General features: G+C 63.2%; 23 protein-coding genes. 10 read left to right on the forward strand and 13 right to left on the reverse strand.

Annotated elements, in window-relative coordinates; genetic code table 11:
* Positions 1-3: 3 nt before the first annotated feature.
* The gene (locus NKJ64_RS11530) at positions 4-1,404 is read right to left on the reverse strand and encodes a type II and III secretion system protein family protein (RefSeq protein ID WP_031262407.1); all 1,401 of its coding nucleotides are present in this window, start codon (positions 1,402-1,404) and stop codon (positions 4-6) included.
* Between the two features lie 78 nt (positions 1,405-1,482).
* A complete protein-coding gene (gene cpaB, locus NKJ64_RS11535; protein WP_023701208.1) occupies positions 1,483-2,388 on the reverse strand; it encodes a Flp pilus assembly protein CpaB in 906 nt (301 codons plus the stop codon).
* Positions 2,389-2,645: 257 nt separating this feature from the next.
* On the opposite strand from cpaB, the gene parE reads away from it, so the two are divergent.
* Both parE and NKJ64_RS11545 read left to right on the forward strand, forming a co-directional pair.
* Positions 2,646-4,700, forward strand: coding sequence for a DNA topoisomerase IV subunit B (gene parE, locus NKJ64_RS11540; RefSeq protein ID WP_023667605.1), 2,055 nt, complete (start codon positions 2,646-2,648; stop codon positions 4,698-4,700).
* Between the two features lie 102 nt (positions 4,701-4,802).
* Positions 4,803-6,872: an FUSC family protein gene (locus NKJ64_RS11545; RefSeq protein ID WP_352462578.1), complete on the forward strand. Its 2,070-nt coding sequence runs from the start codon at positions 4,803-4,805 to the stop codon at positions 6,870-6,872.
* Between the two features lie 4 nt (positions 6,873-6,876).
* Here the strand turns inward: NKJ64_RS11545 and NKJ64_RS11550 are convergent, their stop codons facing one another.
* Positions 6,877-7,998: a DUF2336 domain-containing protein gene (locus NKJ64_RS11550; protein WP_352462580.1), complete on the reverse strand. Its 1,122-nt coding sequence runs from the start codon at positions 7,996-7,998 to the stop codon at positions 6,877-6,879.
* A 91-nt stretch (positions 7,999-8,089) separates the two neighbouring features.
* Between NKJ64_RS11550 and NKJ64_RS11555 the strand changes: the two genes are divergently transcribed.
* Positions 8,090-8,602 carry a MaoC family dehydratase gene (locus NKJ64_RS11555; protein WP_502882137.1) on the forward strand — a complete coding sequence of 171 codons (513 nt, stop codon included), beginning with the start codon at positions 8,090-8,092 and terminating at the stop codon, positions 8,600-8,602.
* Positions 8,602-9,477: an HpcH/HpaI aldolase/citrate lyase family protein gene (locus NKJ64_RS11560; protein WP_023753331.1), complete on the forward strand. Its 876-nt coding sequence runs from the start codon at positions 8,602-8,604 to the stop codon at positions 9,475-9,477. The genes NKJ64_RS11555 and NKJ64_RS11560 overlap by 1 nt, the downstream gene beginning before the upstream one ends.
* Here the strand turns inward: NKJ64_RS11560 and NKJ64_RS11565 are convergent.
* Together NKJ64_RS11565 and NKJ64_RS11570 are read right to left on the reverse strand one after the other, a co-directional pair.
* Complete coding sequence (locus NKJ64_RS11565; protein WP_023753332.1) at positions 9,474-11,375, reverse strand: CASTOR/POLLUX-related putative ion channel; 1,902 nt, start codon at positions 11,373-11,375, stop codon at positions 9,474-9,476. The two genes, NKJ64_RS11560 and NKJ64_RS11565, sit on opposite strands and share 4 nt — an antisense overlap.
* A 111-nt stretch (positions 11,376-11,486) precedes the next feature.
* Complete coding sequence (locus tag NKJ64_RS11570; protein WP_023723386.1) at positions 11,487-12,071, reverse strand: nitroreductase family protein; 585 nt, start codon at positions 12,069-12,071, stop codon at positions 11,487-11,489.
* Here NKJ64_RS11570 and NKJ64_RS11575 point away from each other — a divergent pair.
* Both NKJ64_RS11575 and NKJ64_RS11580 read left to right on the forward strand, forming a co-directional pair.
* A complete protein-coding gene (locus NKJ64_RS11575) occupies positions 12,055-12,243 on the forward strand; it encodes a hypothetical protein (protein ID WP_156933736.1) in 189 nt (62 codons plus the stop codon). The genes NKJ64_RS11570 and NKJ64_RS11575 overlap by 17 nt on opposite strands.
* Positions 12,236-13,198: an RgsD C-terminal domain-containing protein gene (locus tag NKJ64_RS11580; protein WP_352462582.1), complete on the forward strand. Its 963-nt coding sequence runs from the start codon at positions 12,236-12,238 to the stop codon at positions 13,196-13,198. Before NKJ64_RS11575 ends, NKJ64_RS11580 begins: the two co-directional genes overlap by 8 nt.
* Positions 13,199-13,256: 58 nt before the next feature.
* Here NKJ64_RS11580 and NKJ64_RS11585 read toward each other — a convergent pair whose 3' ends face one another.
* The 5 genes from NKJ64_RS11585 to yidD all read right to left on the reverse strand — a co-directional run bounded on the left by NKJ64_RS11585 (position 13,257) and on the right by yidD (position 19,717).
* Positions 13,257-14,195 (reverse strand): lysophospholipid acyltransferase family protein, encoded by a 939-nt coding sequence (locus NKJ64_RS11585; RefSeq protein WP_023753335.1) that lies wholly within the window; start codon positions 14,193-14,195, stop codon positions 13,257-13,259.
* 85 nt (positions 14,196-14,280) lie between these two features.
* Entirely contained in the window at positions 14,281-16,254 is a 1,974-nt protein-coding gene (gene thrS / locus NKJ64_RS11590) for a threonine--tRNA ligase (protein ID WP_023753336.1), read from the reverse strand.
* Positions 16,255-16,476: 222 nt separating this feature from the next.
* The gene (locus NKJ64_RS11595; RefSeq protein ID WP_352462584.1) at positions 16,477-18,240 is read right to left on the reverse strand and encodes a tetratricopeptide repeat protein; all 1,764 of its coding nucleotides are present in this window, start codon (positions 18,238-18,240) and stop codon (positions 16,477-16,479) included.
* Between the two features lie 134 nt (positions 18,241-18,374).
* On the reverse strand, positions 18,375-19,190 hold the full coding sequence (gene blaOXA / locus NKJ64_RS11600; RefSeq protein WP_023695454.1) for a class D beta-lactamase: 816 nt from the start codon (positions 19,188-19,190) through the stop codon (positions 18,375-18,377).
* A 158-nt stretch (positions 19,191-19,348) separates the two neighbouring features.
* Complete coding sequence (gene yidD, locus NKJ64_RS11605) at positions 19,349-19,717, reverse strand: membrane protein insertion efficiency factor YidD (RefSeq protein WP_023695455.1); 369 nt, start codon at positions 19,715-19,717, stop codon at positions 19,349-19,351.
* Positions 19,718-20,093: 376 nt separating this feature from the next.
* Here yidD and NKJ64_RS11610 point away from each other — a divergent pair, with 376 nt between their 5' ends.
* The gene (locus NKJ64_RS11610) at positions 20,094-21,029 is read left to right on the forward strand and encodes a LysR substrate-binding domain-containing protein (RefSeq protein WP_023710655.1); all 936 of its coding nucleotides are present in this window, start codon (positions 20,094-20,096) and stop codon (positions 21,027-21,029) included.
* Here the strand turns inward: NKJ64_RS11610 and tolA are convergent.
* Both tolA and NKJ64_RS11620 read right to left on the reverse strand, forming a co-directional pair.
* Positions 21,026-21,421 (reverse strand): cell envelope integrity protein TolA, encoded by a 396-nt coding sequence (gene tolA, locus NKJ64_RS11615; RefSeq protein ID WP_156933737.1) that lies wholly within the window; start codon positions 21,419-21,421, stop codon positions 21,026-21,028. The two genes, NKJ64_RS11610 and tolA, sit on opposite strands and share 4 nt — an antisense overlap.
* A 60-nt stretch (positions 21,422-21,481) precedes the next feature.
* A complete protein-coding gene (locus NKJ64_RS11620; protein WP_023701218.1) occupies positions 21,482-21,928 on the reverse strand; it encodes an iron-sulfur cluster assembly scaffold protein in 447 nt (148 codons plus the stop codon).
* Between the two features lie 241 nt (positions 21,929-22,169).
* On the opposite strand from NKJ64_RS11620, the gene folE reads away from it, so the two are divergent.
* From folE to NKJ64_RS11635, 3 genes are all read left to right on the forward strand, one after another.
* Entirely contained in the window at positions 22,170-22,805 is a 636-nt protein-coding gene (gene folE / locus NKJ64_RS11625) for a GTP cyclohydrolase I FolE (RefSeq protein WP_023667622.1), read from the forward strand.
* Positions 22,806-22,840: 35 nt separating this feature from the next.
* Positions 22,841-23,299, forward strand: a complete 459-nt coding sequence (gene hisI, locus NKJ64_RS11630) for a phosphoribosyl-AMP cyclohydrolase (protein ID WP_023695458.1) — start codon at positions 22,841-22,843, stop codon at positions 23,297-23,299.
* 84 nt (positions 23,300-23,383) lie between these two features.
* The gene (locus NKJ64_RS11635) at positions 23,384-24,355 is read left to right on the forward strand and encodes a patatin family protein (RefSeq protein WP_023667624.1); all 972 of its coding nucleotides are present in this window, start codon (positions 23,384-23,386) and stop codon (positions 24,353-24,355) included.
* Between the two features lie 15 nt (positions 24,356-24,370).
* Here the strand turns inward: NKJ64_RS11635 and recJ are convergent, their stop codons facing one another.
* Complete coding sequence (gene recJ, locus NKJ64_RS11640) at positions 24,371-26,155, reverse strand: single-stranded-DNA-specific exonuclease RecJ (RefSeq protein WP_023701219.1); 1,785 nt, start codon at positions 26,153-26,155, stop codon at positions 24,371-24,373.
* Positions 26,156-26,306: the final 151 nt, after the last annotated feature.

Genomic DNA, 26,306 nt, shown 5'->3' on the forward strand with positions numbered 1-26,306 from the left:
GCTTCAATCCTTCGGCAGGTCGAGGAAATGCCCGACGGTGGTGACCGCGGCCGGCTGTGGCGTACTGCCGCTGGCCATTGCCACTGCACGATTGGCTTCGGACGATTTCACTTCCTCGGTGTTGTTGAGGAAATAGTCGACATTGCTGGCCGGCTGCGTGCCGTCGGTCGGCTCGAGCAGCTTCTTCGACGGATCGACCGGCTTGACCAGATAGGGGGTGACGATGATCACCAGATCGGTCTCGCGCCGCTGATAGGATTTGGAGGAGAACAGCGAGCCGAGCACCGGCAGCTTGCCGAGGCCGGGTAGACGCGATGTGGTAATGTCGTTCTGTGACTGCAGCAGGCCGGCGATCATGAAGCTCTGGCCATTCTTCAGGTCGACGGATGTTTTGGCGCGGCGCACGATAAAGCCCGGGACCGAGATATTGCCGATATTGTAGGAGGCCGAAGCGTCGATCGAGGACACTTCCGGCGCGATGTCGAGGCTCACCAGCCCGTCCTTGAGAACCGTCGGCGTGAAGTCGAGGCTGACGCCGTATTTCTTGTAGCTGACGGAAATCTTGCCATTGTCCTCGGAGACCGGGATCGGGAACTCGCCGCCGGCGAGGAAGCTTGCCGTCTGGCCCGAGCGGGCGATCAGGTTCGGCTCGGCCAGCCGCCTGGCGAGACCACGTTCCTCCAGCGCCTTGATGGCGACGTCGATCGACAGGCCGTTGGACAGCAGCCGGCCGATGATCTCGCCATTGCCGGCTCCCGGCACCGTGCCAGGATCGAGGGTGACGTCGCGCCCGCCAATGCCGTAAGCGAAATTGGCGCTGTATTTGGCGCCGAGATCCTGTCCGGCCTGGCGATTGATCTCGACGAAGCGGACGTTGAGCTGAACCTGCTGCGAGGACGAGATGTTGACCGAATTGATCACTTCTTCATTGCCGGAGAAGCGGCTGGCGATCTTGCTTGCCTTCTCGGCGGCGACCGCGTCATCGGCCTCGCCCGACAGCACGACGCGGCCATTGGCCGAGCCGACCTTGATCTTGGCGTCCGGCACGCTGGCGCGAATGGTGCTGGCCAGCTGGTCGGTGTCCAGCGTCACCTCGATGTCGACGGTGCCGACCAACTGCTTGTTCTCGTCGAACAGCGCGATGCCGGTGGTGCCGAGATTGTTGCCCAGCACATAGAAGGATTTGTCGGTCAGCGGATTGACGTTGGCGATCTCCGGATCGCCGATGACGATCTGGTAGAAGGCGGCATTGGTCATGACCGTCTTCGGCTTGCCCTTGGCTACCTTGATCGACGCATTCGTTGTGGACGAGACATGGACGATATCGTTGTCGGCCTTGGCTGGCGCACTGAGGCCGAGCATTGCGGCCGCGGCCAGGCAAGCCCCCACCGCAAGCGCCCGCATTGGGCGCAGCCCTTTCGTAGTTCGAAATGCATGAAGTCCCGACATCTGTCCCGTCCCTCGCCCGGTCCCCACCGGCAGTTATTGCTGGTCCCGCGCAGGAACCTGGTATTCTTCGACCTGCGTGCCGCGCGTCACGATGATCGTCTTGAATTTCGGCTTCTCAGGCTCCTTGGTCGCGGCAGTGAACAGCGCGCCGGCAGCGGCCTGGACGCCGGAGGCGACCGATCCGCCGAAGGACGAGATGGTGGTGACGCCGTCCTTGGCGGCCCCTCCGTCTGCGGCCGAGCGGAGCGACAGCGACAAGGTGCCGACGGTGCGGGCAAGCGCCACTTTCTGCGCGCCTTCGGTCGTCACCTCGATGGTGACGGAATTGGCGATCTGCGGTGCGGTCTGGCGCTCGTCGGCGCCCTGCCCCACGGTCAGCACCTTGGCGTCGGAGACGACAATCTCGGAGGTAACGGTCGATCCGGCAGCGCCCTGTGCGTTCTTGGCCACTTCCTGGATTTCGCCCGCATCGCGTGTCAGCACCACGTCGACCCGGTCGCCCGGCATGACGAAGCCGCCGACACCGGCGATCTCGTCGGTGCGGATTGTCACCGCCCGCATGCCGGGCGTCATCATGTTTGATAGCGTCGCGCGGCCGTTCGGCCCCGACAATTTGCTGATCAGCACCGGCTCGTTGACCTCGATCGGCGACAATACCACGCGGCTGCCTTCGGCGAGCAATGCATTGACTGTGGTGAACGCGCCCTGCGGCACCGAATCCTCGGACCATGGGATTTCGCTGAGCTGCGCCCGGTCAAGCTCCATGCCGTAACGCAGCGGCGCGTTGGCCACCACTATGGTCTTGAAGACGACCTTGGGGACGGCGGGCGCCGGGATCGACGCCGTTTTCTCTTCGGCATCGGCCTTGGCCTGGCTTTTCACCCAGAAATCCGCGGCAAAGATTGAAATCGCGCCGAAGACGGCAGCGATGCCAATCATCGTTATGGCCTTGCCCCTCACAACCAACCCCTGACATTCGTGGTCTTTTGTTTTGTTGAGGCGACGCTAGGCCGCTTTGTTAAAGATTCAGGAATCGCGGCCGCTCTCGCTGGACCTATTTCCGCCGGCTTGGTTATCGAAAGGTTTTAGGATAAGAAGGGTTTAATCCCCGAACGTAACAGGAACTTCCGTCGCTTGGCGCCGAAAAGCGTGGCAGTATCGACGGGTGATTCGCGGCACCGGATTCTATGGCAGGCATGGACGACAACAACGATCTTTTCGGCAATCTGGAAAAGCAGCCCCAATCGGCTCGGACACCGGCGCGGCCGGCCGACCCGCTGCTGCAGGCCACGAAACGTTCCGTTGCGACCAAGGACGGCAGCGAGGGCTATAGTGCCGCCGACATCGAGGTGCTGGAGGGGCTGGAGCCGGTGCGGCGCCGTCCGGGCATGTATATTGGCGGCACCGACGACAAGGCGATGCACCATCTGTTTGCCGAGGTCATCGATAATTCGATGGACGAGGCGGTCGCCGGCCATGCCACCTTCATCGATGTCGAGCTGTCGGCCGACGGGTTTCTGACCGTCACCGACAATGGCCGCGGCATTCCGGTCGATCCGCATCCGAAATTCAAGAAACCGGCGCTCGAAGTCATCATGACGACGCTGCATTCGGGCGGCAAGTTCGATAGCAAGGTCTATGAGACCTCCGGCGGTCTGCACGGTGTCGGCGTCTCGGTCGTCAATGCGCTGTCGGACCATCTCGAAGTCGAGGTCGCGCGCGGTCGCCAGCTTTACCGCCAAAGGTTCTCGCGCGGCGTTCCGGTGAGCGGGCTGGAGCAGCTCGGCGAAGTGCACAACCGGCGCGGCACCAAAATCCGCTTCCATCCCGACGAGCAGATTTTCGGCAAGGGCGCCGCCTTCGAGCCGGCGCGGCTCTATCGCATGACCCGCTCGAAAGCCTATCTGTTCGGCGGCGTCGAGATCCGCTGGAGCTGCGACCCATCGCTGATCAAGGAAAAGGACCAGACGCCGGCCAAGGCGGAGTTCCATTTCCCCGGCGGCTTGAAGGACTATCTCAAGGCATCGCTCGGCGATGATTTCCAGGTGACCCGCGAAATCTTCGCCGGCAAGAGCGAGAAGCAGGGCGGCCACGGTTCGCTGGAATGGGCGGTGACCTGGTTCGGCGGTGACGGCTTCGTCAACTCCTACTGCAACACCATCCCGACCGGCGAAGGCGGCACGCATGAGGCCGGCTTTCGCAATGTGCTGACGCGCGGGCTTCGGGCCTATGCCGACCTGGTCGGCAACAAGCGCGCCTCGATCGTCACCTCCGAAGACGTGATGATCTCGGCGGCAGGCATGCTGTCGGTGTTTATTCGCGAGCCGGAATTCGTCGGCCAGACCAAGGACAGGCTGGCAACGATCGAAGCCATTCGCATTGTCGAGACCGCCATCCGCGATCCCTTCGACCACTGGCTGGCCGACAATCCGCAGGAAGCCTCCAAGCTGCTGGAATGGGTGATTGCGCGCGCCGACGAGCGGGTGCGCCGGCGCCAGGAAAAGGAAGTGTCGCGCAAGAGCGCGGTGCGCAAGCTGCGCCTTCCCGGCAAGCTCGCCGACTGCACGCAGAATGCCGCCGCGGGCGCCGAACTGTTCATCGTCGAAGGCGACTCGGCCGGCGGCTCGGCCAAGCAGGCGCGCGACCGCGCCAGCCAGGCGGTGCTGCCGCTGCGCGGAAAAATCCTCAACGTCGCCAGCGCCGGCAACGACAAGCTAGCCGCCAACCAGCAGATTTCGGACCTGATTCAGGCGCTCGGCTGCGGCACGCGCTCGAAATACCGCGACGAGGATTTGCGCTACGACCGCGTGATCATCATGACCGACGCCGACGTCGACGGCGCTCACATAGCCTCGCTGCTGATCACCTTCTTCTACCAGGAAATGCCGAATCTGGTGAATGGCGGCCATCTCTATCTGGCGGTGCCGCCGCTCTATTCGATCCGGCAAGGCGGCAAGGTTGCCTATGCCAGGGACGATGCGCACAAGGACGAGCTGTTGCGCACCGAATTCACCGGCCGCGCCAAGGTCGAGATCGGCCGCTTCAAGGGCCTGGGCGAGATGATGGCCGCGCAGCTCAAGGAAACCACCATGGACCCGAGGAAGCGCACGCTGCTCAGGGTCGATGTCATCGACGCCGTGGCCGCGACCAAGGATGCTGTCGACGCGCTGATGGGCACCAAGCCGGAAGCCCGCTTCCGCTTCATCCAGGAACGCGCCGAATTCGCCGCGACGGAAGTGCTGGATATCTGAGCGCTGGCCAACTCTTCGTTTTGACGCAGTTCCGGGCGGAAAACCGTTTCACACTTTTCCTGGAACTGCTCTAGCCTGCGCTTCCGATACGGAGACCAGCTTATGATCTGGGCGCGGCTGAAGAGCTACTTCGAAACCAGTTTGGCGGGCCTGACGCAGCCGACGCGCTCGGATTGGATTTTCGCCCTGCGCACGGTTTCGGCCGGTCTGATCGCGCTTCTCGCTGCTTACGCGCTAAAACTCGACCACCCGCAATGGGCGATGATGACGGTCTTCATCGTCGCCCAGCCGGTCGCCGGCATGGTGCTGGCGAAAGGTTTTTACCGGCTGCTCGGCACGCTGGCCGGTGGACTTGCGGCGATCGGCATCACCTCGGTTTTCGGCACCAATCCCTGGCTGCTGGTCACGGCGCTGTCCGTCTGGATTGGGCTGTGCACGCTGGTTTCGTCGCTGCTGCGCAATCCGGAAGCCTATGGCGCCGCACTTGCCGGCTATACCGCGATGATCATTGGGCTGCCGGCTTTCGGCCAGCCGCATGTGATCGTCGATCTCGCTGTCGCGCGCTGCGCCGAGATCGTGCTCGGCATCGTCTGCGCCGGCCTGACCAGCCGGCTGATCCTGCCCAAGCTGGCCGCTGACGCCATCATCTCCAGGCTGAAGCGCAGCATCCTCGACCTTGCAACCTATGCGGGCGGCGCTTTTTCCGGCGGCGACCCGGCGAGACTGGCCGGCCTGCACGGCAAGCTGATCACGGACGCCCAGATGCTGGCCGAGATGCGCACCTATGCCCGGCTCGAAGCCCCGAGCTTCGCCACCCGCGCCCATCCGGTCCGCCTCACCATCGGTCAGCTTCTGTCGGCGCTGTCGGCGGCACGCGCGCTGCATTCTCACGCCGCGCCGAAAAACGCAGCGCTCATTCCGGTGCGCTCCGAACTGCAGTCGCTGGTCAGCGAACTGGCAGCCACGCCCGAGGCGCTGGAGGACACGTCGCCCTGGGTGACGCGGCTCGACGCGATTGCCGGCAAGGCCCGGCAAATGCCCGACGCCTCGACCGATCAGGGCGACGACAGGGTCGGCACCATAACCCGCCTCACCATCGCCGCCGATTTCGCCGAAGCCTTCAAGCAGGTGCTGCGCGGCCTCGACGCCCTGCGCGCACCGGTGACGGGCCCCAGCCGGAGCAACAGGCAGCCGCCTGCGCTGGTGGTGCACCGCGATTATCCCGGGGCTTCGCGCAATGCCATACGCGCCGGCCTTGCCACGTTGGCGGTCGCCGCCTTCTGGCTGACGACGAAATGGTCCGACGCGGCCGGCACCGTCATCCTCGTTGCCGTCGTCTCCAGTCTTTTCGCCGCGCGGCCTGACCCGGTGCGGGTGTCCTGGGGCTTCTTCAAGGGAACGCTGCTGGCTTTGCCCTTTGCCTTCCTTGTCGGCCAGGTCGCGCTGCCTGCTTTGCCCGGCTTCGGCTGGTTCACGCTGTTTGTCGTGCCGATCCTGGTACCGACGGCGCTGGGCATGGCCAATCCGCGCACCGTCGGCGTGGCGACGGCCTTTGCCATCAATTTCCTCGCCTTCCTCAGCCCGCATCAGGCGATGACCTATGCCCCAGGCCCGTTTTTCGCCGGCTCGGCGTCGGTGCTGGTCGGCATCCTGCTGGCGATCGGCGTCTTCATCGTGGTGCTGCCGGTGGATCCATGGCGCGCGGCCAACCGCATCGTGCGGGCCATGCGCGAGGATCTGGCGCGGCTGTGCCTGCATGAGCGGGTGCCGCGGCGTTCGGCCTTCGAGAGCCTGGCCTATGACCGCATCAACCAGCTGATGCCGCTCTTGCAGAATGCCGGCAGGAAAGGCGATGCGATTCTGGGCGGCGGGGTCGCCGCCGTTACCGTCGGCCTTGAAATCCTGCGTCTGCGCGCCGCGCAGCAGAGCCCGTCCACTCCTACCGACACCGCGCTCTCGATCGCCAATTTCCTGCGCGGCCTCGCGCGTGAACTGCTCTTTCGCGCAACCGGCGATCCACAGACAGCAACTGTCACTGTGGCCCGGCAATATGCAGCCAGCCTTTCAGAGCGCAGCGGCGGTGCGGATATGCTGCAGATCGCAGCCTCGCTGCGCATCATCGCCGCCGCGATCGAGGATTTCCCGGATTTCTTCACCAGGGGCCGTGGCTAGGGCGTCAGGCCGCGGCTATCGCCAGCGCATGCCCGCGCGCGTTTTCGCGTAGCGCATCGAGATGGATCGACTTGACCAGGCCGGCGAGATCGCCTTCGGCGGCCTGACCACCCAATTCCTTCAGCATCAGCCAGCTGACTTCCTGCACGCCGGCGACACGCTTGCCATTGGCGACCTCGCGCCAGATCTTGAGTGCCCGCAGAATGATGCCATGGGTGGGCGCGGCAAGGCCGGCGCTGCGAAACAGCGCCTGCAGCGCAACGTCCTGGCCGCCGGCAAGCAGCGCCCGCACCCGCTGCTCCGACTGCTGGCTGAGCGCAACCAGGGTCGAGCCGAAAAAGTCGACCTTGCCATGGGCAATGGCGCGGATGATGAAACTTGCGGTCAGGTCGCCGCGCAGGCGCAGATGTTCGATAAGTGCCGCATGTTCCTCCGTGCGCGTGCCTTCGACCAGCCGCACCGAAGCCTTGACGCAAGCATCGCGGGTGACGCGCTCGGCTCTGGCCGCCCCCATCAGCGCCATGACCAGCGGCGAAGCCTTAAGCGTTTCGCCGAGCTTGACCAGCAGCATGTGCCGGCAGTCGGCCGGCAGCCGCACGTCGGTGACCATCGCCTCGCGCAAATGAGCGATATGGCCATGCCGCTCGGCGATGCGGCGGAAGGAGAGCGAGGCTATGTCGGCGCCGTCATTGGCGAGCAGCGCCGCACACGCTTCCGGTTCGCCGATCTCGGCGATCGCCGCGGCAACCGCCATCGAAACGACCGGCCGGTCGGCGATCAGTTTTTGCGTCGCCTTGTGCCCGGCCGCGACGCGGTCGATCAGGTCGGCGTCCGTCAGCAGCGGCGAGCGCGCCAGCACCAGGGCTGCCACTTCCGGCTGATCGGAGGCAAGCGCGCTGATGATCTGCAGCGGCGCGTGATGGCTCATCGACAGCGCTTCGGCCATAGCCAGCCGCACCTTCGACGAGGCGTCGTCGAGCAGCAGCGTCAGCGCCGCTTCGGCCGCGCAACGGTCTTCGAAAGGCAGGTCGGAATTGACGTAGGCGCGGGCCAGCGCGCTCGCCGCCGCGGCGCGCTCCGAAACTCTCGCGGTGTAGATCCATTTGAGAAAATGCGAGACAACCATACTGCCTGCTACGCCCCTTGCCGGAAAGCTTCCGGCCCCAGGAATGACCCTAGGCAGAAATGGTTTACGAACGGTTCACCATGTTTATTAACTGGCTTGCGGGTGGCATGGGCAGCGCCTATCAACCGTCAGGCAGCGGAGGAGAAAAACGATGCCCGGGCTTTATCTCGAAGAGTTCGTCGTCGGACATGTCTTTCGGCACACGCTGCGCAAGACCGTCACCGAAAGCGATAACATGCTGTTCTCGGTGATGACGCTGAACCCGCAGCCGCTGCACATCGACTTCGACTTCGCCGCCAAGAGCGAATGGGGCAGACCGCTGGTCAATTCGCTGTTCACGCTCGGCCTGATGATCGGCATTTCCGTCAATGACATCACCGTCGGCACCACAATTGCCAATCTCGGCATGAAGGAGACGGTGTTTCCGCACCCGGTCTTCCATGGCGACACCATCGGTGTCGAAACGACTGTGATCTCGGTCAGGGAATCGAAATCCAAGCCGGACCGCGGCATCGTCGAGTTCGAGCATCGCGCCTACAATCAGAACGATGTGCTCGTCGCCAAATGCACGCGCCAGGCGATGATGATGAAAAAGGCGGCCTGATGCGCTCGCTGCTGTTTGTGCCCGGCGATTCCGAAAAGAAGCTGGACAAAGGCTTTGGCGCCGGCGCCGACGTGGTCATCGTCGACCTTGAGGATTCCGTGGCGCCACAAAACAAGGCGTCGGCACGCGACATCGCGGCACGTTTTATCGGCGGCAACCGGCAGCAGACAAGCTCCGCCATCTATATCCGCGTCAACGATCTCTCGACCGGATTGACCGACGACGATCTGGCCGCCCTGGTTCCGGTCAAACCCGACGGCATCATGCTGCCGAAGTCGAACAGCGGCCAGGATGTCCAGCAGCTATCCGTAAAGCTCCGCGTACATGAGGCCGAAAACGGATTGCCGGATGGCGCGATCAAGATCCTGCCGATCATTACCGAGACCGCTGCTGGGTTGCTGGCCGCCGCGACCTATGCCGGGGCAAGCGCCAGGCTTGCCGGCCTCACCTGGGGTGCCGAAGATCTGTCGGCGGCGATCGGCGCGCAGGCTGCGCGCGACGATAACGGCCGCTACACCGATGTCTTCCGCCTTGCCCGCACCATGACCATCCTTGCCGCCGGCGCAGCTGAAGTCGCGGCGATCGACACGGTTTTCCCCGCCTTTCGCGACATGGCCGCCTTCGAAGCCGAATGCACGGAGGCCGAGCGTGACGGCTTTACCGGCAAGATGGCGATCCATCCGGCGCAAGTGCCGGTCATCAACGCCGCCTTCACGCCATCGGCGGAGGCAGTGCAACGCTCGCAGGCCATCGTCGCGGCCTTCGAGGCGGCCGGAAATCCCGGCGTGGTCGGCATTGACGGCAAGATGTATGACCGGCCGCATCTCAGGCTCGCCGAACGGCTTCTGGCTCGCGCCAAGGCAGTCGGGGTTTAGTCCCGCGCCAGCACGATGACCCGGTCCTCAGGCAGGTAGGCCAGCGCTTGCGACTTCAACGGGTTGACGGTGACGCCGCCCAGAGCCCGCTCATCACTCTGCGCAGCGCGAACGCGCCTATGTCCGATGGCGATCTCGCCGCGCAGCCGCGCCGATTCCGCGATCGTCCAGAACGTCACCGGCTGATCGATGGCGACATAGTGGCCGACCGGACGCATGTAGATTTCGGAGCCCTCCTCGTCGAGCAGGTCATCGAAGATCGCGGCGAGATGCTGGTTCTCCGATGCCTGCGCCAGCATCAGGCTGACCAGCCGGTTGCTGACGACGAAGTCATCGGCCTTGGTCACCGCCGCCAACTCGCGGTTGCGCACGTCGATCATTTCGCTAACAATCGAGATATGCGTGCCGGCATCGTCTGCGATTTTGCGCAAATGCAGCAGCGTCACCAGCGTGCGCGTATCGGCGGGCTGCGCTGCCATGGTCTCGCTGTAGCCGAGGACGAGCACGTGGTCGTAGGAAGGCACGTCCAGGCTTGCCAGTGCTGTGCTGCTCGACGTGTCGGTGATCCGGCAGGAAACCGACAGATTGTCGCCGACGACCGGCAGCCCGGTAACTTCCTGTTCGAGGCCTGGCGTATCGGCGGCGATGGTCAGGATCGAACCAGGCGCGACATAGCGCGACAGTTCATAGGTTATGATCGGACCGCGCCGGTTCCAGCCAAGGATCAGCGTGCGCTCCGGCTTCGCCTCGATGGGCTGATGGCGAAGAATCGCCGCGGCATCGATCTTGGCTCCGGCGCTTCCCAGCTTGATGGCGGCATCGTCCTCGGCAATGATGATGGCGCGCGTGTCCTTGCCGATTACCAGCTCCGACGGCGGGTTGAGATTGACGCGCCCCTGCTGGTCGCAGAGCCCGATCAGCGTGCAATGCTCATACGCCATCACTGCCTCGCCGAAGGTCTTGCCGGTGAGATCAGGCTGCTCGGTCGTGTAGATTTCGCAGCCGTCGAAATCGAGCAGCTCCGAATAGACGCCGCTGAGACCCGACTGCCGGCTCGAATGCACGACGATGCGCGAGATCAGCTGGTCGGCCAGGACAAGCTGTACCTCGGCCCCGCCGACGACGCGGGCGACCTCGGCGTTCTTTCCGTCGCGGATCTCGGCGGCGATGTTATAGGGCGCCGTGCGCCGGTTCGGGTCGTTGGCCAGCGCCAGCACCGTCTTGATCACCTGCGAATCCGGGTCGTCGCCGTCCGGCGACAGCACGATGATCGAGCGCGAGGTCTGCGGGTTGACGATGGCCAGATCGTAGAGGTCGGTCGGGTCGCCGCTGCGGCAGATGATGCGTGTATTGCCCAGTCTGCCGACTTTGGCGGCGATCTCGTCCTCCATCGCCACCTTGTCCATATTGGCCATGACGACAATGCGCGGATGGCGGCGGCTGGCATTGGCAATGACGAGTTCGGAGATGACGTCGAAGATCGACGGCGACCAGTTGAGGATGATGGTGTGGTCGCTCTCCAGCACCCGCGAACGGCCCTTGCGCAATTCATCGAGCTTGCTGTCGACGCCGGCGCTGAGCACGCCGATGAGGGCCGACACGACGAAGATGCCGGCGAGCGTGACAAAGAGCATGACGAGACGAAAGGCCCAGCCGGTGTCGCCGCCCATCGTGCCGGAATCGAGCGTGCGCATCAGCGATTCCCAGAATGCTTCGAAGAAGTTCAGTGGTTCGCCGCCCTCCGGCGCGATGCGGGTCACCGCAAGAAAAGCCGCGGCGGCGATGATGATCAGCAGCGAAGCGACGGCGAGCCAGCCGATCAGCGCGATCGGCCCGGCCGCCATGCTCTTGTCAAACCCATAGCGCAGCCGGGTTCGCAGCGAGTCTCGTTTCTTCATGTCGCCGGCGACCCCCAAAAAAATCCCCATGGTCGATGCGCCAACCCCCAACGCATCGCCGAAGCCGCTGTCTTAGCCTGTGTTTAAATAAAGGGGAATCGCTTTCGGGTGTCAGCCGTTCCACGGCCCAGCATAATCGGCATAGAGCTTTGCCGGATCGGGCCGCGGCCGTTCCGGCGCCGGTCCCTGATAGCAGCCGATGTGGACGAAGCCGACAACACGTTCCTGTGGCGCCACTCCCAGCAGCGCCCTGCCCTCCGCCACGTCGGAATACCAGTTGCTGATCATGTTGGTGCCGTAGCCCAGCGCATTGGCTGCGATCATCAGGTTCATCGCCGCCATGCCGCCGGACAGGAACATTTCCCATTGCGGGATTTTTGGATTGTCCTTCGGGCTCGAGACCACGCCGATCACCAGCGGCGCACGCGAAAACCGAGCCAGTTCCTGGTTGCGGCGGTTTTCCGGCAGCGGTCCTTCGCGCTGTTCGGCGAGCGCCGCCAGCTTCCTGCCGATCTCGACGCGCGCCTCGCCGCGATAAAGGATGAAGCGCCACGGCTCCAGCCGGCCGTGATCGGGCACCCGGCTTGCAGCCGCGATCATGGTCGCGATATCGCCATCGCTGGGCGCCGGTTCCTTCAATTCAGGAATCGGTGCGGAGTTTCGGGTCAGCAGGAAGTCGATGATCGGCGACGCCATGGGGGCCAGGTCTCCTAAAGCACTCGATTTTGAGCTGAAGCGCGCCATTGCGGACGGGGCGGCTCGGGCATTGGCGCGGGCGCGCCGGACGAAAGAACCTGTTGCCAAGGCGGTCGGACTCTTAAGCCTTGAAATTGCCACCGCCTTGGGCTTCAACGCAAGGCATGTTTGAGGGGACATCGCGCCTTTTCCTGATTTGGCTCGCCGTAGCGCTGTTTGCGCCGGCCTCGATGGCCATGGCGCAGAATGCCGACGGTATCGGCAATCTGAAACTCCCCGGTATTTCGAGCTATGCACCGCCCAAGGGCGAGACGCCGCTGGCACTCGGTGGCGGCGGCGCCATAACGCTGTCGGCCCAGTTGACCGACAAGGGCGCCGACATCACGCGCGGCATCGTCTGGCGCGTCTTCAAGCCCGAGGCCGCCGGCGACGGCAAGCTGCCGATGGTGGCTTCCGCGCATGGCGGCAGCGCCGTGTTCCAGCTCGAACCCGGCAGCTATCTGGTCCACGCCTCATACGGACGCGCCGGCGCCACCAAGCGCATCACCGTCGGCAAGGACGCCAGGCGCGAAAGCCTGGTGCTCGATGCCGGCGGCCTCAAGCTCGACGCGGTGCTGTCGGGCGGCGTGCGTATTCCGCCGAAAAAACTGCGCTTCTCCATTTATGAGGGCACCGCCGAGGCCAATGGCGACCGCGCTTTGGTCATTCCCGATGTCGAGCCGAACAGCGTCGTGCGGCTCAACGCCGGCGTTTATCATGTCGTCTCCACCTATGGCGCGGTCAATGCCGTCATTCGCTCCGACATCCGTGTCGAAGCCGGCAAGCTGACCGAAGCCACCGTCGAGCATCGCGCGGCGGAGGAGACCATGAAGCTGGTGCGCGAGACCGGCGGCGAGGCCATCGCCGATACATCCTGGTCGCTGCTCAACGAATCCGGCGATCCGATCAAGGAGGCCGTCGGCGCCTTCGCCTCGATGGTGCTGGCCGAAGGCCAATACACCATCATCGCCAAGAACCGCGACCGCATCTACCAGAAGGATTTCACCGTCGTTGCCGGACAGAACCAGGAGATCGAGGTCCTGGCCACCGAGGCGTCGGCCATCGATCCCGAGGAAGGCGCCGACTGACCGGCGCGCCCATTGGCCTCGGTTTGGCCCTCAGTTGAAGTGGTAGTTCAGGGCTACGTCAGGCGGCCTTGCGCAGGCGGCGCTGCAGGAAGTGGACCCGGCCGCGCGGCGCGTCGGGCGCCAGATCGAAGACGCCGCGATGAAGACGCTCAAGCAGCGCCTTGCGATCGCGCAGCGATTCCAGCTCGGCCCAGCTCAACAGGTTGCCGACGCGCACGTCGATCGTCTTGCCGGACAGCCGCGCGAATTCGCGGATGAGCATTGAAAGGCGCAACGTCAGCGACGCCTTGCCGACGAATTTCGCCACCCTTCCTTCGCGCTCCGCCATGTTCATCGGGCCGCTGACCAGATGGAACAGCCGGCCGTTCTGCCCGGAAAAATGCATCGGCACCACCGACGCCTTGGCGTCCTGCACGAGGCGCGCCGGAAACATCTTCCACGGCAGGTCGCGCGCCCGGCCAAAGCCTTTCGGCGCGGTGGCGACGCCGCCGGCCGGAAATACGACGATGGTGACGCCCTCTTTCAACAGCCGCACTGCCTCGTGGCGCACCGCCATGTTGTTCTTCACCGCGTCCTTGGTCTCGGAAAAGTCGATCGGCAGCGAGTACGGTTCCATCTCGCGGATCTTCAGCAGATCCTTGTGGATCATGACGCGGAACGGACGCCCGAGTTGCTCGACGAACGACAGCACGGCAATGCCGTCGCCAATGCCGAACGGGTGGTTGGCGACGATCACCAGCGGCGTGTCCGGCAGCCCCGCCGGCGGCCACCGATCGGTGCTGCGCACCTTGACGTCGATCAGCTCCAGCATGCGGCTGAACACGCGCTCGCCGGTCGGCGCCACCTGGCGGCGCCAGAAATCATAGAGCGCGGCATACCGGTCGCGCCCCGACAGGCCTTCAATGGAATGGATGAACCAGCGCGTCAGCGCCGGCTGGCTCGCATTGGCGTAGGAGAGTTCGGGAAACGGCCTTTCCCGTATCTTCAGCTTGAGCATGGGGGCTCGTTACAAGGTTGGCGTGACAGGCATGTGAAAATGGCGGTGGATCGCTCCACCGCCATTTCTCCGAAATATTGATTGCTCAGGCCGCGCTGCGCCTTCGGTCGGGCGAAACAGCCTCGTCGGAAAGCAGCTTCAGCGCGTCGGCCAGCTTGAGCGATTCCTGATCGCGCGAGCCGAGCCGGCGGATGTTGACTGTCTCCTCCTCCGCCTCGCGCTTGCCGCAGACGAGGATCACAGGAACCTTGGCCAGCGAATGCTCACGCACCTTGTAGTTGATCTTCTCGTTGCGCAGATCCGGTTCGGCCAAAAGTCCTGCCGCCTTCAACTGTGCGACAACCTTTCGCGCATAGTCGTCAGCATCCGAGGTGATCGTCGCCACAACCACCTGCAGCGGCGCGAACCACAGCGGGAAATGGCCGGAATAATGCTCGATCAGGATGCCGAGAAAGCGTTCCATCGAACCGCAGATGGCGCGATGCACCATCACCGGCTGCTTCTTTTCCGAATCCGAACCGATGTAGAAGGCGCCAAAGCGTTCCGGCAGATTGAAGTCGACCTGCGTGGTGCCGCACTGCCATTCGCGGCCGATGGCGTCCTTCAGCACATATTCGAATTTCGGCCCGTAGAAAGCGCCCTCGCCCGGATTGATCGAAGTCTTGATGCGGTTTCCCGAGCGCGTCCTGATTGTATCCAGCACGTTGCCCATGATCGCCTCGGCATGATCCCAGGCCTCGTCGGTGCCGACGCGCTTATCCGGCCGCGTCGACAGCTTCACGCTGACATCGTCGAAGCCGAAATCGGCGTAGGTCGACAGGATCAGATCGTTGATGCGCAGGCATTCCGCGGCCAGCTGCTCCTCGGTGCAGAAGATGTGCGCATCGTCCTGCGTGAAGCCGCGCACGCGCATCAGCCCGTGCAAGGCGCCGGACGGTTCGTAACGATGCACATTGCCGAATTCCGCAAGTTTTACGGGCAGATCGCGATAGGATTTCAACCCATGCTTGAATATCTGCACGTGGCCCGGACAATTCATCGGCTTCAGCGCGAACACGCGGTCGTCGTCGGTGTCGTCGCCGGCCACCGTCACCTTGAACATGGCATCGCGATACCAGCCCCAGTGGCCCGACGTCTCCCACAGGCTCTTGTCGAGAACCTGCGGTGCGTTGACCTCCTGGTAGCCCTGCTCGTCGAGGCGGCGGCGCATGTAGTTGACCAGATTCTGGAACATCTTCCAGCCCTTGGCGTGCCAGAAGACGACGCCCGGCCCCTCTTCCTGGAAATGGAACAGGTCCATCTCGCGGCCGAGTTTGCGGTGGTCGCGCTTCTCTGCCTCTTCCAGCATCGTCTGGTAGGCATCGAGTTCAGCTTGCTCGGCCCAGGCCGTGCCGTAGATGCGGGTCAGCATGGGGTTGTTCGAATCGCCACGCCAATAGGCGCCGGCCACCTTCATCAGCTTGAAGGCGTTGCCGATCTGCCCGGTGGAGGCCATGTGTGGGCCGCGGCAGAGGTCGAACCAGTCACCCTGGGAATAGATCTTGAGATCCTGGTCTTCGGGAATGGCGTCGATCAGCTCGAGCTTGTAGCGCTCGCCCTTCTCGGCAAAGACCTTTTTCGCCTTGTCGCGCGACCAGACTTCCTTGGTGAACGGCTTGTTACGCGCAATGATCTCGCGCATCTTCTTTTCGATCACCGGGAAATCGTCAGGCGTGAACGGCTCGTTACGGGCGAAGTCGTAATAGAATCCGTTCTCGATCACCGGCCCGATGGTCACTTGCGTTCCCGGCCACAGTTCCTGCACGGCCTCCGCCAGCACGTGTGCTGCATCATGACGGATGAGCTCCAGCGCGCGCGGATCGCTGCGGGTGATGATCTCGACCTTGCCGGACTTGCCAAGCGGGTCGGAAAGATCGCGAACGGTGCCGTCGATGGCATAGGCGACAGCCTTCTTGGCCAGCGACTTCGAGATCGATTCGGCGAGGCCCGCACCGGTCATCGCCGTGTCATAGTCGCGGACGGAGCCATCGGGAAATGTCAGGGAAACGGAATTCAGCATCGGGTATCTCCTATCCAGTCCCGCAAACGAGCGCGGGTGGTCGTGGTGTGAAGCCGGAGGCATCCGGCAGCGGGCGGGTTTTAGAGGCAGCACGGTGTGAGGTAAAGAGCGCTGGTAGTGTGTCAGTTTGAATTCCAGTTGGAACGTTGCCATCGGCCTCCCCGATCGGAACGACCAAGGACCGCCACTTTGCAGCCGTTCAAGGCTAGCGCGAGCTTTCACTCACTCGCGCAGGCCTGCCTTGCGCAAGTTCTCGCGAAGATGTTCCAAGTCACCTGAGTTCTTGTATGGCGCCATGTCCGAGGTCGTTCTCATCGTGATTGTGGCTCGCGGCTCCAGCTGCAAAATGTGCTCGATGACCTGCTGCGCTTCGTCTTCGCTCCCTAAAGCCGCGTAGCTCGCTGCCAGGTATAAGTGTTGGTATACGGTGTCGAGGGTTCGTAGACCTTCCAACGCCGCGATCGCTTCACGATATCTGCGAACGTCGTAGTAAATCTGGCCAATCTGTAGGATGTACCACTCGGGGTAGTGAGGGTTGAGACGCATGGCTTTTTGCGCCGCCTCAAGGCCTTCCTGTGCCCTCCCACAATAGCTTAGGCAGGAACCGTAATCCAACAGCACGTCGGCGTCATTTGGATTAAGCTCAAGGGCCCGTTGATACTCAACGATAGCGCGTTCGTATTGTCCGCAAAATAGGCAGTGCCCTGCGAGCGCATAGTGCCCCCATGCCTCGGCGTCGTCCCGTTCGATCGCCAAATTGGCGTATTTCAGGCCACATGCCAGTGAAGCCTCGGGATTCGCGCTCCAACCGTCGCTTGCGTCGATCATGTGCGTCCAAGCGAGCTTGGCAAACGCCTTTCCGAACTTCGGATCGAGTTCGCCTGCCTTCTCGAAGAGTTCCCGAGCACGCAAGTTGTCTTGTTTTGTGTAGCGGTTGAGAGACTCCATGCCGCGCACGAAATAGTCCAGCGCCTCAAAATTCCGCGTCCCCGCGACTTCCGGGCGCTCTTGCCACGCCTTTAACAGTCGGCCTCCGTACGCTGTGGCTAAACTGCCGATTATTCTTTCAGTGACATCGTCCTGCACGGCAAAGATGTCCTCGATGCCTCGGTCGTAGCGCTCTGCCCAAAGGTGCCGCCCAGTCTTGCCGTCAATGAGCTGGGCGGTAATGCGGACCCGGTCCTTCGACCTCTGTACACTGCCCTCCAAGATATAGCGGGCACCCAGCTCTCGGCTGGCATCCTGTATCTTCGTGGCTTTGCCCTTGTAAGCAAACGTCGAATTACTGGCGATGACGGAAAGATCGCGAAACCGAGACAATCCGGTGATGACGTTCTCTGTGATCCCATCCGCAAAGTAGTCCTGCTGACGGTCGTCGCTCATATTGACGAACGGCAGCAAAGCGATGGATGGCTTATCAGCAAGCGACGCCGGCGAAGTGGGGGCCGCTTCGGGACCGTCGAGGCGCACCGCATAAGCTCGCACGGGGCGTTCAATATTTTTAAGTATCTGCTCACCAATGTCGTCGAATTGCAGTTCAAGCCGGTTTCCGAGGTGATCTCGCACCGTGCCCGAAACCATAACACCTCCAACAGGAGCGATGCCTTCGAGCCTTGTCGCCACGTTCACGCCGTCACCCAACAGATCGTCATCCTCGACGATTACGTCACCGAGGTTGATCCCAACGCGGAATTGTATTCTTCGGTCCTCGGACAGTTTTGCGCTGCGACCCGACATGGCACGCTGCATAGCAACGGCACAAGCCACGGCGTTCACGACACTTGGAAACTCGGCGAGGATGCCGTCGCCAGTCGTTTTGAAGATGCGACCTTGGTGCTCGGCCATATTTGGGTCGATAAGGTGGGCCCGTATCTCCTTCAGATCGGCAAGTGTGCCGGCCTCGTCGCTGCCCATCAGGCGCGTATACCCCACCACGTCAGCGGCCAGAATTGCGGCAAGACGGCGTTGGACGCGTCCTTCGGTCATGTGGTGCATTGCTTTCAAGAGCAACAGGACCGGGATTGTAAGGGCGACGGCCGACAGAGTCCACGAGCCGGAACGTCGACTGATACATTTCCGCAGCGGTCATTGGCACAGCCGCCGGGATTTGTCGCGGCAACTCACTTCACGAGTTGCGGCAACTCCCTCAGTAACGCCGCGCGTGTCGCCGGGCCTTTCGGCATGTCGATCGGCTTGGTGTCGACGACCAGCCGGGCGAAGACGATCCGGCGGCCGCCCTTTTCGGCCCAGCCGACGAACCAGCCCAGCGCGCGCTTGTCCTTGCTGTTTCCCAGCCTGGTGCTGCCGGTTTTGCCCCGCACCGTCCAGCCGCCGGCCTGGAAAGTCGGCAGGATGGCTCGGGTCATCTCATGCGCCTTGGCAGAAACCGGCATCTTGCCGGCGAGCAGCTGGCGCAGGAAGGCTGTCTGTTCGACCGGCGATATCTCAAGCGAGGAATTTATCCAGGATTGCGTGAGCCCGTTGTCCTTGTCGGCATCGCCCGAGACATCCATGTTGCCGTAGCCGAATTTCGAGACGTAGAGGGCAAAGCTTTTTGCGCCGAGCCGGCGCACGATCTCGCGCGAATACCATACGATCGAGTCGCGCTCCCAGATCGTCGGGTCGACGGCCTTGTGGTCGCGCTTCACGGCGTTGAACTCAGGCTTGTAGTCCCAGCTCGGTGTATGCGCGTCGCTGAGGACACCGCTGTCGTAGCCGATCAGCGCCAGCGGCACCTTGAAGGTCGACGCCGGGCTGACGCGTTGGTCGCAGACGCCGCTTTGATAGAGCGTCTCGCCGCTCGCCGCGTCCTGGATAAGCGTGCAGGCGAAATCGCCAAGCGGCGCCGATTGCGCCCGCATCGGAAATCCCAGAAACCAGGCCAGCAGGAAGAGGACCGCGGCAATGATGAAGGGATGGGTTTCGATCCGACGCATGTGGGCTCTCCTGGGAATGAACAGGAGGCGCTTAGCGAAGTGTCTTGGCTCGATTTTGACTCAAATGCGCAGTCTTTGTGCAGGCCGTTGTTAACCCTACCGGATCGTAAAGAAATGCCGCCCTGGCGATCTATATCAGGGACCCAGCGCGTCCGCCGTCAGGCCTCGCCGCGCTTCCTGCCGATCTGCCAATAACGCCATGGCGTGAACCAGACGTAGCTCGGAGCGAGCACCTCCGGCACGCGGTCGACACCATGCGTTCCGAACGGCCCGCAGCGCAGCACGCGAAAAAGCCCCATCCAGCCGCCGGCCCACAGGCCATGGCGGGCGATTGCCTCATGCGCGTATTCGGAACAGGTCGGCAGATGCCGGCAGGAATTGCCGACAAAGCCGGACAGCGTCAGCTGGTACAAGCGCACCAGCGACGTGCCGAAAATGCGGCCGGGTGTTTTGCGCCAGGGACCGGGCCAGTTGCGCCCGCGCCGGGTCTGTCCGGCGGCATGCACATGCCGATGCTGGTCGCCCACCGCAGTCTCTTTCCGAACGCGACCCCGAAACCAGCTTCCGGGTCAGCTTGCGTTTCCAAACCGATAGATGTGAGCTTCGGCCGGCAAACGCAATCCTCTTCACTCACTCGCCTCTGTGTCGGCTTCAGGGTCGCGAGCGGCGAAAGGGATGCCGCTCCGATGGAGCCGCCCAGCGGGTGGCCGGCCTTTGCTCGGTGCGCTGCACATGATGCCGCCTGTGGCCATGCCACTGAAACGTCGCGATCCGCATCACATCGCAAAAGATTTCCAGTAACTGGATCATGGCCGCATCTCCTTTGAGACGGATTAGACGCCCGCTGGCCTTCGCCTTCAAACGAGTATAATTTCCGGTTCAGATAACTTCGGGTTATGCGAAATGAAGCGCGGACGGCTGCCCCTGACGGCATTGCGAAGTTTCGAGGCAGCCGGCCGGCAATTGAGCTTTAGCCGGGCCGCCGAGGAGCTGTTCGTCTCCCAGGCCGCCATCAGCCGGCAGATCCGCGAACTCGAGCAGTTCCTGCGCCAGCCCTTGTTCCACCGTCATCACCGTCGCGTCGAGCTGAGCGAAGCCGGCCAGCGCCTGCTCGATCAGTTGGTCAGGAGTTTCGACGACATCGACAGGCTGCTTTCGGACCTGGTGGCGGCCCCGGCGCAGTCGGTGGTTCGCGTCAGCGTCGAGCCGTCGCTGGCCTCTGTATGGCTGTTGCCGCGGCTCAACCGCTTCAGCCAGTTGCGGCCCGATATCGACGTTTCCCTCGAAGTCGACCCAAGGCCGATCGAGTTCCGCAGCGATCAGCCCGAACTCGCCTTGCGCTTCAGCGCGCGCGCCACCTCATGGCCGCGCAGCGAGGCCGAATGGCTCGCCTCGACCGTCGATTCACCGGTCTTGTCGCCGGCCTTGCTGGCATCGGGCCCTGCCCTCGAAAAGCCGCTCGACCTTGCCCGCTACACGCTGTTGCACGAGGAGAATCGTCAAGGCTGGGCGCGCTGGTTCGAGGCAGCCGGCGTGGCAGCCGACACCATTCCGGCGCGCGGCCCTATGCTGGCGGATGTGTCGCTGTCGAAGCAGGCGGCCCTGCTCGGCCACGGCGTTGCGCTGGGCGACCTCTTGCAGATCGGCGAGGAGATTGCATCCGGCGCGCTGATCAAGCCGTTCGACATTGATGTCGCATCGGGCGCCTACTGGCTGGTCGGCAGGAGTTTGAAGGACCTGGCGGAGCCGGCCAAGGCCTTCGCCGACTGGGTGAGAAGCGAATTTGCCGAAAGCAGACGGGCGCAGCAAACCAAGAGCCGCCTGACCGGCCTCAGCTAATTTGGCTTCTTGCGGAATTTTTCGAGGGCTTGGTCGAGCTCCTTCGCATCGATGCCCAGAGCCCTGTCCGAAGTATCCTGTCCCGGGTCGAATGTCAGCACGACATCACGCCACAGATCATAATGGGCCGTATAGGATGTCAGCCTGGAAAATGGTGCGCAGCGCGAGATGGCCCGGACAGCGGCCTCGGCAACCTTGTCCGGCGTCGGTGGCGCAGGGCTGAGGATTTTTGGCGGACCGGCGAGCGAACCGTCCTTGTTCAGGCTGAACTGGACGCGGACTATGCTGTGGGCGTCTACAGGTATGCTCCAGCAGAGCTGGATGGCCTTCTTGAGATACTCGCCGATATCGCGCTGGACCGCCACGTCCGCCCGGCTCGCGCCGCTGCTCAACGCAACTGCGCCAGCAAGGCTCGCGGCGAACACCAGGCTTTGGCGATCAAATGGCAAGGGTCACGCCGCTTGTTCGGCGCGTTTCTTCTCGATCTGACCGATGGCATCGACGACCGCATCGAAGGTCAGCATGGTCGAGGCATGGCGCGCCTTGTAGTCGCGCACCGGCTCCAGATATCTCAGATCGGCAAAGCGGCCTTGCGGCGGCGCGCCATTTTCCTTGAGCATCTTCAGCATGGTGTCGCGCACCGCCCGCAATTCGTCGGCGCTGGCGCCGATGACATGTTGAGCCATGATCGAGGACGAGGCTTGGCCGAGGGCGCAGGCCTTCACGTCATGAGCGAAATCGGTGACGACGCCATTGTCCATCTTGAGGTCGACGGTTACCGTCGAGCCGCACAATTTGGAATGAGCCTTGGCACTCGCATCCGGATGATCGAGCCGGCCTATGCGGGCGATGTTTCCGGCAAAACCCAGAATTTTCGCATTGTAGACGTCGTCAATCATATTTTTCCAATCCGTCGCCGCCAAGCGAACAGCGATTGCCGCTGTGGCGTCTTTCATTCGCTGCGCACGACCATATATAATGCTGGCAGTCGGGTATCGACAAGGCAACGCAAAGCCATCGTCCTTGCCCATTTCGTTCACGCCGCTTGCGGGCTGGAAACCGGGCGAGTTTTCAGCACCCGAAAGGTCGTGGTCCGTTCAACTCGTTCCTCCTGAGAGAGGAACTACGGGAGACGCCTTTATGGATGCCGTCATCAAGAAAATCATGCCCCCTTCCGACTATCTGGACAAGCCGGTCACCGACAGGCCGAGCGAAGCCGAGGTCGAGGCCGCCGTGCGCACGCTGTTGCGCTGGACCGGCGACAATCCGGACCGCGAGGGCCTGATCGACACGCCCAAGCGCGTCACCAAGGCCTTTCTCGAAATGTTCAACGGCTATGACATGTGCCCGGCCGAAGAACTCGGCCGCACCTTCGAGGAAGTCGCCGGCTATGACGATCTCGTCATCGTCAGGGACATCCAGTTCCACTCGCATTGCGAGCACCACATGGTGCCGATCATCGGCAAGGCGCATGTCGGCTACCTCCCGGACGGCAAGGTCGTCGGCCTGTCCAAGATCGCGCGCGTCGTCGATATCTTCGCCCATCGCCTGCAGACTCAGGAGGCCATGACCGCACAGATCGCCGGCGTCATCCAGGACGTGCTCAATCCGCGCGGTGTCGCCGTCATGATCGAGGCTGAGCATATGTGCATGGCCATGCGCGGCATCCGCAAGCAGGGCTCCACCACGCTGACCTCGACCTTCACCGGCGTGTTCAAGGACACGCCCGAGGAACAGGTCCGTTTCGTCACCATGGTGCGCGGCCTCGGGGCGTAAGCCCCTCGCCGGCATCGCTAGATCAAGGACCGGCGATGTCGGCACTAACATTTCCCAAGGCTCCATCAGACAAGAAGGCCCTCGAAGAAGGCGCGGTGTTTTCCCCGCGTTTCGATGCTGCCGGGCTGGTCACCGTCGTCGTCACCGACGCCGCTGACGGTATGCTGCTGATGGTCGCGCATATGAATGCCGAGGCGCTGGCGCTGACGCTCGAAACCGGCATCGCGCACTACTGGTCGCGCTCGCGCAGCACGCTGTGGAAGAAGGGCGAAACATCAGGCAATTTTCAGACCGTCGTCGAGATGCTCACGGATTGTGACCAGGACGCCATATGGTTGCGCGTCAAAGTGTTGGGCCACGACGCAACTTGTCACACCGGCCGGCGTTCATGTTTTTATCGGACGGTGGGGCTAATCGGCGGCAAGGCAACGCTTGCCGACGATGGCAGCACGCCGCTGTTCGATGCGGAAAAAACCTATCGGAAGCCCGCGTGAACCATTCAACAGTCGCAAACCACTCATATTCACTATTCTCAAACGTCCTTCCTGTAGAACGGACGCGGGACAAGGGAGATCATGATGCTCGAGTGGGCGTCATTGCGTAGCAGACCGGACGTGCGGGAGGCCAATGGCCCCTCATCGTCCGGCGGCGTGCCTGACCCGCAACCCGCGGGCAAGACAGGCATTTCGCTCGCGCTGGGCGGCGGCTGCGCACGCGGCTGGGCGCACATTGGCGTGCTGCGCGCGCTCGACGAAGCCGGCATCGAAGTCTCGATGATCGCCGGCACCTCGATCGGCGCGCTGGTTGGCGGCTGCTATCTGGCCGGCAAGCTGGACGAACTCGAGGAGTTCGCCCGCAGCCTGACCAAGCGGCGCATCTTCGGCCTGCTCGATCTCAATCTGCGCGGCAGCGGCCTGTTCGGCGGCATGAAACTGGACGTCAGGCTGCGCGAGCACATGGCAGGCATCCGCTTCGAGGATCTGACGAAACCCTTCGTCGCCGTTGGCGCCGAAATTCGCACCGGCCATGAGATCTGGCTGTCCAGCGGATCGCTGATCACCGCGATGCGGGCTTCCTATGCGCTGCCCGGCGTGTTCGAACCGGTGAATTGCAACGGCCGCATTCTGGTCGACGGCGCGCTGGTCAACCCGGTTCCGGTTTCGGTCTGCCGCGCCTACGAGCAGCCGCTGGTCGTCGCGGTCAACCTTCACTACGATCTGTTCGGCCGCGCCGCCGTCATCAAGCACAGCGCCGGCGAACTGCTCATCGAGAAGGACGCGCCCCGGCCAGGCCAGGCCAGCCCCGACCACCAGCCGCACCAGAGCCGTCTCGGCATCACCGGCGTCATGGTCGAAGCCTTCAACATCATCCAGGACCGGATTTCACGCGCAAGGCTAGCGGGCGATCCGCCCGACATGTCGCTCCAACCGAAACTCAGCCATATCGGCTTGACCGAATTCCACCGCGCGGATGAGGCGATCAGCGTCGGTTACCAGGCGACGATGGCGCAGATCAGCGAGTTGAAGCGGCTGCAGACGGTTCTCGCTTAAACCAGTTCGGCAATGTCAGGCTTTGGCCGCATCGGTGATGCGGAACTGCACCGTGCGGTTGCCGTTCCAATAATTCCCCGACAGCGAGCCGGCTACATGGATCGTGTTGCCCCTGTTCTTGAACAGGAATTCGCCCAGCGCGGTATCGACGGATCGAAAGGCGATGCCCTGGATGCGGCCGCCGCTTTCCGACTGCAGATCAGCCCGGATGTGGTTGGTGCCGACGGCCCGCGCGTCGGCCAGCCGATGGCGCGGCAGCGCGAACACCGGCGCGACATGGCCGGCGCCGAAAGGCCCGGCCTTTTCCAGTGCATCGAGCAAAGCAATCGTCGCGCCCTCGGCGGCGAGCGCGCCGTCGACGGCCAGACTTTCTTCGTCCTGGAGCCGGAACACTTCGGCCGCCGCGCGCTCCTCGAAGAAAGCACGGAGTTCGCCGAGCTTGGCGCGTTCCACCGTGATGCCGGCGGCCATGCCGTGGCCGCCGCCCTTGACGATCAGCCCGGCATCGGCGGCTGCGCGCACCAGCCGTCCGAGATCGAAGCCCGACACCGAACGGCCGGAGCCGGTGCCGATGCCATTGGCGTTGAAGGCGATGGCGAAGGCCGGCCGCCGCGCATGGTCCTTCAGCCGCGAGGCGATCAAGCCGACAATGCCGGGATGCCAATTGGTGCTGGCGGTGACGATGATGGCCGGCCCGTTGCCGCCGGCAAGTTCGGCGTCAGCCTCCGCGCGCGCCGCTGCCAGCATCTCCAGCTCCATCTGCTGGCGTTCCTGGTTGAGCCGGTCGAGTGTCTCGGCAATGGTCCTGGCCTCAACCGGATCGTCGGTGGCGAGCAGCCGGCTGCCAAGTGCTGCATCGCCGATGCGGCCGCCGGCATTGATGCGCGGCCCAATCAGATAGGCGAGATGAAAGGTGCTTATCGGCTCACCAATGCGGGACACCCGCGCCAGTGTGGCGAGCCCCTCATTCTTCTGCTGCCGCGCCATCTGTAGTCCCTTGACGACGAAAGCGCGGTTCACGCCGATGAGCGGCACCACATCGCAAACCGTGGCCAGCGCCGCCAAGTCGAGCAACGACAACAGGTCCGGTGGCGCTGCGTCGGGCAATCGGCTGCGCAGGACCCTCGCCGTCTGCACCAGAGTGAGGAAGACGACACCGGCGGCGCACAAATGGCCTTGCCCGGAAAGGTCGTCCTCGCGATTGGGATTGACGACCGCGGTCGCCTCCGGCAGCGGGCCGCCGACCTGATGGTGGTCGAGCACCACCACATCGGCGCCTGCGGCCTTGGCGGCATCAATGGAGACAGCGCTGTTGGTGCCGCAATCGACGGTGACGATCAGCGTCGCGCCGCGCGAGACCAGTTCGCGCATAGCCTCCGGATTGGGGCCGTAGCCCTCGAAGATGCGGTCGGGAATGTAGATCTCCGAAGGCACCAAGAAATGCGTCAGGAAGCGTTTGAGCAACGCCGAAGAGGCGGCGCCGTCGACATCGTAGTCGCCGAAGATTGCCACCTTCTCCTTGGCCATGACCGCTTCGGCGATGCGGGTCGCAGCCTTGCCCATGTCGGTCAGCGAAGCCGGATCCGGCAACAGATTGCGGATCGTCGGATCGAGGAAGCGCTCGGCCTGGTCCGCGGTGACGCCGCGCCCGGCGAGCACGCGCGCCACAATGTCGGGCACGCCGTGGCCCTGCGCTATGGCGAGCGCAGTCATGTCCTGCCGCTCGCTCAACCGGTGTTCCCAGGAAACACCGGTCGCCGACTGCCTGACATCGAGGAAGAAGCGTTTGTCGCCCGTCATAGGAGGCGTAATCTATAGATTGTCATTTCCGGCAATATGCGACGGCTAAACAGGAAAGTCTCAAAACTTTTCCACATCCTGGTGACGCGCCTTGATCTCGCGGCTCACGCCTCCGCCAGAGCCCGATGATGATTGGTGGGTTCGACCTGAA

The organism is Mesorhizobium sp. M0062 (genome assembly GCF_040323125.1).
In the GTDB taxonomy this organism is placed as follows: Bacteria; Pseudomonadota; Alphaproteobacteria; order Rhizobiales; family Rhizobiaceae; genus Mesorhizobium.

Bases quoted from the DNA above. Each gene is read 5' to 3' on its own strand.
- NKJ64_RS11635 (WP_023667624.1), top strand. From the start codon at position 23,384: ATGCTCGAGTGGGCGTCATTGCGTAGCAGACCGGACGTGCGGGAGGCC.
- NKJ64_RS11560 (WP_023753331.1), top strand. From the start codon at position 8,602: ATGCGCTCGCTGCTGTTTGTGCCCGGCGATTCCGAAAAGAAGCTGGAC.
- hisI (WP_023695458.1), top strand. From the start codon at position 22,841: ATGTCGGCACTAACATTTCCCAAGGCTCCATCAGACAAGAAGGCCCTC.
- parE (WP_023667605.1), top strand. From the start codon at position 2,646: ATGGACGACAACAACGATCTTTTCGGCAATCTGGAAAAGCAGCCCCAA.
- NKJ64_RS11545 (WP_352462578.1), top strand. From the start codon at position 4,803: ATGATCTGGGCGCGGCTGAAGAGCTACTTCGAAACCAGTTTGGCGGGC.
- cpaB (WP_023701208.1), bottom strand. From the start codon at position 2,388: ATGATTGGCATCGCTGCCGTCTTCGGCGCGATTTCAATCTTTGCCGCG.
- NKJ64_RS11565 (WP_023753332.1), bottom strand. From the start codon at position 11,375: ATGAAGAAACGAGACTCGCTGCGAACCCGGCTGCGCTATGGGTTTGAC.
- folE (WP_023667622.1), top strand. From the start codon at position 22,170: ATGGATGCCGTCATCAAGAAAATCATGCCCCCTTCCGACTATCTGGAC.
- thrS (WP_023753336.1), bottom strand. From the start codon at position 16,254: ATGCTGAATTCCGTTTCCCTGACATTTCCCGATGGCTCCGTCCGCGAC.
- NKJ64_RS11585 (WP_023753335.1), bottom strand. From the start codon at position 14,195: ATGCTCAAGCTGAAGATACGGGAAAGGCCGTTTCCCGAACTCTCCTAC.
- NKJ64_RS11595 (WP_352462584.1), bottom strand. From the start codon at position 18,240: ATGACCGAAGGACGCGTCCAACGCCGTCTTGCCGCAATTCTGGCCGCT.
- NKJ64_RS11530 (WP_031262407.1), bottom strand. From the start codon at position 1,404: ATGCGGGCGCTTGCGGTGGGGGCTTGCCTGGCCGCGGCCGCAATGCTC.
- NKJ64_RS11570 (WP_023723386.1), bottom strand. From the start codon at position 12,071: ATGGCGTCGCCGATCATCGACTTCCTGCTGACCCGAAACTCCGCACCG.
- recJ (WP_023701219.1), bottom strand. From the start codon at position 26,155: ATGACGGGCGACAAACGCTTCTTCCTCGATGTCAGGCAGTCGGCGACC.
- blaOXA (WP_023695454.1), bottom strand. From the start codon at position 19,190: ATGCGTCGGATCGAAACCCATCCCTTCATCATTGCCGCGGTCCTCTTC.
- NKJ64_RS11620 (WP_023701218.1), bottom strand. From the start codon at position 21,928: ATGATTGACGACGTCTACAATGCGAAAATTCTGGGTTTTGCCGGAAAC.
- NKJ64_RS11575 (WP_156933736.1), top strand. From the start codon at position 12,055: ATGATCGGCGACGCCATGGGGGCCAGGTCTCCTAAAGCACTCGATTTT.
- NKJ64_RS11550 (WP_352462580.1), bottom strand. From the start codon at position 7,998: ATGGTTGTCTCGCATTTTCTCAAATGGATCTACACCGCGAGAGTTTCG.
- NKJ64_RS11610 (WP_023710655.1), top strand. From the start codon at position 20,094: ATGAAGCGCGGACGGCTGCCCCTGACGGCATTGCGAAGTTTCGAGGCA.
- NKJ64_RS11580 (WP_352462582.1), top strand. From the start codon at position 12,236: ATGTTTGAGGGGACATCGCGCCTTTTCCTGATTTGGCTCGCCGTAGCG.